Annotated in this window: 3 protein-coding genes and 1 pseudogene; all 4 read right to left on the bottom strand. The window is 48.1% G+C overall.

From position 1 onward, the window contains the following. Positions 1-401: TGS domain-containing protein (locus tag BG52_RS14650; RefSeq protein WP_036667598.1), on the bottom strand; the 401-nt coding region annotated here is incomplete at its 3' end. Positions 402-736: 335 nt separating this feature from the next. Further along, positions 737-1,669 (bottom strand): putative sporulation protein YtxC, encoded by a 933-nt coding sequence (gene ytxC, locus BG52_RS14655; protein WP_051602348.1) that lies wholly within the window; start codon positions 1,667-1,669, stop codon positions 737-739. Positions 1,670-2,131: 462 nt separating this feature from the next. Then, positions 2,132-2,839, bottom strand: a pseudogene (locus BG52_RS14660) (IS91 family transposase); the annotation flags it as partial. 157 nt (positions 2,840-2,996) lie between these two features. After that, the coding region (locus BG52_RS15745) for a hypothetical protein (protein WP_223299030.1) at positions 2,997-4,104 on the bottom strand (1,108 nt) is incomplete at its 5' end.

Here is a 4,104-nt window from a genome sequence, read left to right on the forward strand (position 1 = left end):
TCCTCCTTTACGATACGCTCCATTTCCTGCTCGATTTTCTCGAGCTCCTCAGGCGTCAGTGACACCTCCATGTCGATATCGTAATAGAAGCCGTCCTCGATCACCGGACCGATGCCCAGCTTTACGCTCCTGTCGCCGTACAACCGCTTGATTGCCTGGGCCATTAGATGCGCCGTGCTGTGACGGTACACCTCCAACCCGTCCGCGCTGTCGAGCGTCACGATTTCAACCGCCGCATCCCGCTCGATCGGCGTGTACACATCCACCACCTTGCCGTCCAACTTGCCCGCAATCGCATTTTTTCGCAATCCGGGGCTGATCGACCCGGCCACCTCTTCAACCGTCGTGCCCGCCGGGTACTCCCTTAACGCGCCATCCGGAAATTTCACTTGAATCGACATTTTCACGCCCTCCTTAATATAAAAAAAACGCGCGTCCCGATAGGGACGAGCGTTCGATCACCCGTGGTTCCACCCTCATTCGATACGTCCGCAGCCTGCGTAGGCAGCTGTGCGCGCGTATCCTCGAGCATCCGGTAACGGGGATGAACCGGCGCGGCTTACCCACCGTCTCGTCAGGCAGATCGGCTTCAACCGCACAGCTCAAAGGGGTATTTCCGCTAGTGCTCTCGGAAGGAAATTACAGCCGGGTTTCCTCTCTCTGGACCGCGCACAAGGCTGAAACATGTCTTTATCGTCGCTGATGAACCCCATTATAAACCGCCGCCCCTGAACGGTCAAGTGGAACGACGGTCGCCCGGCTTGAACGCGCCTTCGAAAAAAGTGCCGCAGGAACGGCAGCCCGCACAGACGGTAACGCGCCGGTCGAAAATCGCCTCGATCGTCCGGATAACGGGCAGCTCCTCCTGCCTGGTATGGATCACAATCCGCTCCGGCGCAATCGAGATCAAATGGCTGACCACCATGTCTTCGAAATTGATTTCCGCCTCGACCATCTCGGCCACAACTCGGTCGACGGCACGGCTCTGGACCGGTTCGTATCGCTCGTCATACAGAGAGAATTGGCTGTCCTGCACATGGATCAAGTGAACGACGGACACCTTTGTTTCCTGCAGACAGACGAAATACTTGAGGAGTGAAATAAATTCCTGATATTGTTTGTCCATCACATATTCATCCACCGCGTATTCAACCACCTCGCGAAGCTCCTCCCGATAGGAGGCGAGACGAAAAGTAACGTACCCGTCCAGGTGGATGCGCGGCTGCTGTTTGAGAAACGCTTCCAATTCCTTCGCTACCTTTCGCTTGCGTCGGCTTCGGCTGTTGGCGTTATGACCCGTTTCCTCGGTAGCGCCGCTGCCGTATAAAAACTGCCCGCAGTGCCAGACGATTTTATCAAGATCCTCGTCCCGATCATAACGGAACTGCTTGCGGGCGATGGAACGGAGCAGCGCCGTTTCCGATTCGAGAAGCACATATTCGGCCATTCCGGTCGCGGCGTGCCTGAGCACGGCCGCCCGATGCTCCCCCTCGTTAGAGCCGGCATGGCGGTCGACATAACGCAGCCGGCCGGAGTCCGAATCGACGTCCCACACGCCGGAATTGGAGACCAGGCTATGTAAATCCGCGAATGCATCGGACAAGCAGCGGGTCAGACGGGACATTTTATCTTCGGAAGAGGACGTCAGGGTAATCGAAAATACCTCCATACGCTCACTCCTTTCCGTAACAGTATATGGTCGCGGGTGAAAGGATATACGAGCGCACCGGTGGCAAAATCACCCCAAATCGCTTTTCGCGGAAGGGGTTCTTTGTCTAAAATCGATTCCGGCCAGGTTGGGGGAGAGCCCCGGCAGTCTTACCGCATAGAAGTAAGAAAAACGCCTGACGGCGTCCTTTAAGTTCGCACAACTGAGTTCATACCTGCAAAATCGCTGGGTGTAGGCAATACCCTACATCCAGCTTATTTTCTTACATCACCAATCTTGTATTCGTCCCCATGTACTCCCTTGTAATACTCCGGATACATTCCTCCCCCACATTCCTCGCAACTGAATTGCGGAGGTACAGTCGGGTCTCCATCATCCATCACATCGAAATTTCGAACAACATTCAAGGGAATTTCTTCTGTCATACTGCATTGCAGACATATGTATTTTACTATTTCTTGACTACGCAGCCCGTTGTGTGGTTTCTTCTTTTTCTTGGCTACCCTTCGTTTCTTGGACACCGGTGACATTACGAATCATCCTTTCCAGACATGCCTTTGAGGTGGAGCACACGGCGTACTTCACCTTCAAATTTCCATCCTCCAGGCAGACTTCTCCCTTGTATTCGTAGTAACTTTCGCATTTTGAACAACAAGGCGGCTTCCCCGTCTGCTCTTTAATACGCTCACTCCATGTTCTTCGTTTTAACATTCGTTTCGCCTTTACAATCCATCTCCTCGCTACTTTTTGCCATTCGCTCACCAGCTTTTTGCAAAGGCTCTTGATCCGCCGCGAGTAAACTCCATAGTAACGTATCGTCTTAAAGTTTTCATCCGGGATATGCCGAATCACTCTTCCGATGAATTCTTCCACAGAGATGGTTTCCGTCTTCTCCTCTCCGTCTGTTTTATCCCGGTAACGAAATGTCACCATTTTTCCATCATACGCTTCTATCCGGCTAACCGCTATCGCGGGTCTTCTCATGTAACGTCCGATGTATCCAAGCTGCTGTTTCACGTTCCCTTTCTGTTTCGGGGCATGCACATAGAAACCTTCCCCGTTTTCGGAGTAGGCTTTTTGCAAACGGGATTGCACTTGCTTTTTCTCTTGCTCGCTTAGCTTTCGGCGTATGAGTTTTAATACGACCGTCTGCCATTGTTTGCGCAGCATGTAATGCCAAAAATTTCGCCGTCACTTATGGTAGGGTTCTCCTTACACGCTATAACGACTAAATATCGCGGCGGATTAAATTTAGCCGTCACTTATGATACGGTTCACCGATCACTCTAACGGCGTATTTTCCTTAGCTCTTAAAAAATCAGTTTGCTTATTCATACCTATGTCCTAAAATGCCATCAACCCAAGATATTCTTTTCAAGTCATTCCATAGCCAATTGTATACAATCTCTCTAACCGGAAAATTATTGAATATATCCAATAGCTGACTTGTATGATGAGAACTGATCCATTCTGCTGCCTTTGGTCTAAGTAAACGTAATTTATCGTATAAAGTGCTAACTTTTTCATGGTTAACTTGTCCAGTTAACACCAGACTTATTTCAATGCTGGTTTTGCTTCCATTTGGTAATGGGTCGAAATACCAGTCTAATCCAGGGTGACTTGAATAGCCTTTAGATGCAGGTGGAATTTCAAGCTGACCTATTAGTTTCGCAGGTAGTGTATTATATATTTCCATTCTATTTTTAAACATTGGAAAAAGATCATCTACTAATTGTAGATACGCTTCAATTGCCTTTGAATAGACTACTCTAGTTCTTTCAAGTAATCTATCATTAGAATAAGGGCTCCATACCCAACCTCCAGAATTGAAATTCAAGTCTGGACCAGGCCAAGGGCTTTGTAACGATGTAATCCCCAGCTTCCTAAGACTCTGTAGATTTCTTTTAATTTTACTTATTTCATATACTGTATTACGTATTTGCAGCTTGTCGTATCCTTTAAGACGCAGTTCCATGATTTCTTCCAGTTCCTCTAGCTTTATTTCCCCAGAGTAATAGGAGCCACGATTTGTAAGTTTCAGTGCCATGTCCCAAATTTCCTCTTGAAATATAGGTCCTTTATCTACCGGTAATAATCTATTTTTTAGGATTTTTGATAATCTGGATGTCAAATCATCTAAACTCCATCGCCATGCCCAAGCTGATTGTCTGCCAGGGCGTGCACCTCTTATATTTAACCAATCTCTACTTACGTTATTTAAAGGATGTATCTCGTCTGGCAACTCATTTACGTTGGGAATTTTTTTATTACCATTGTACCAGGATGAGATGACCCTATCCTCCGTAACCTTAACCGCGATAGGTAGTACGTTATTATCTTCATCTATTGGTGCAATCAGCTTTGACAATACTCCAATCCCCTTCACCCAAGATTCCATTGTTGAATGTATTCTTTTTCCCGATTGTAAAGCAGGT

The organism is Paenibacillus darwinianus, assembly GCF_000598065.1.
Classification (GTDB): domain Bacteria; phylum Bacillota; class Bacilli; order Paenibacillales; family Paenibacillaceae; genus Paenibacillus_I; species Paenibacillus_I darwinianus.

Coding starts and splice junctions, on each gene's coding strand:
- ytxC (WP_051602348.1), bottom strand. CDS start 1,669: ATGGAGGTATTTTCGATTACCCTGACGTCCTCTTCCGAAGATAAAATG.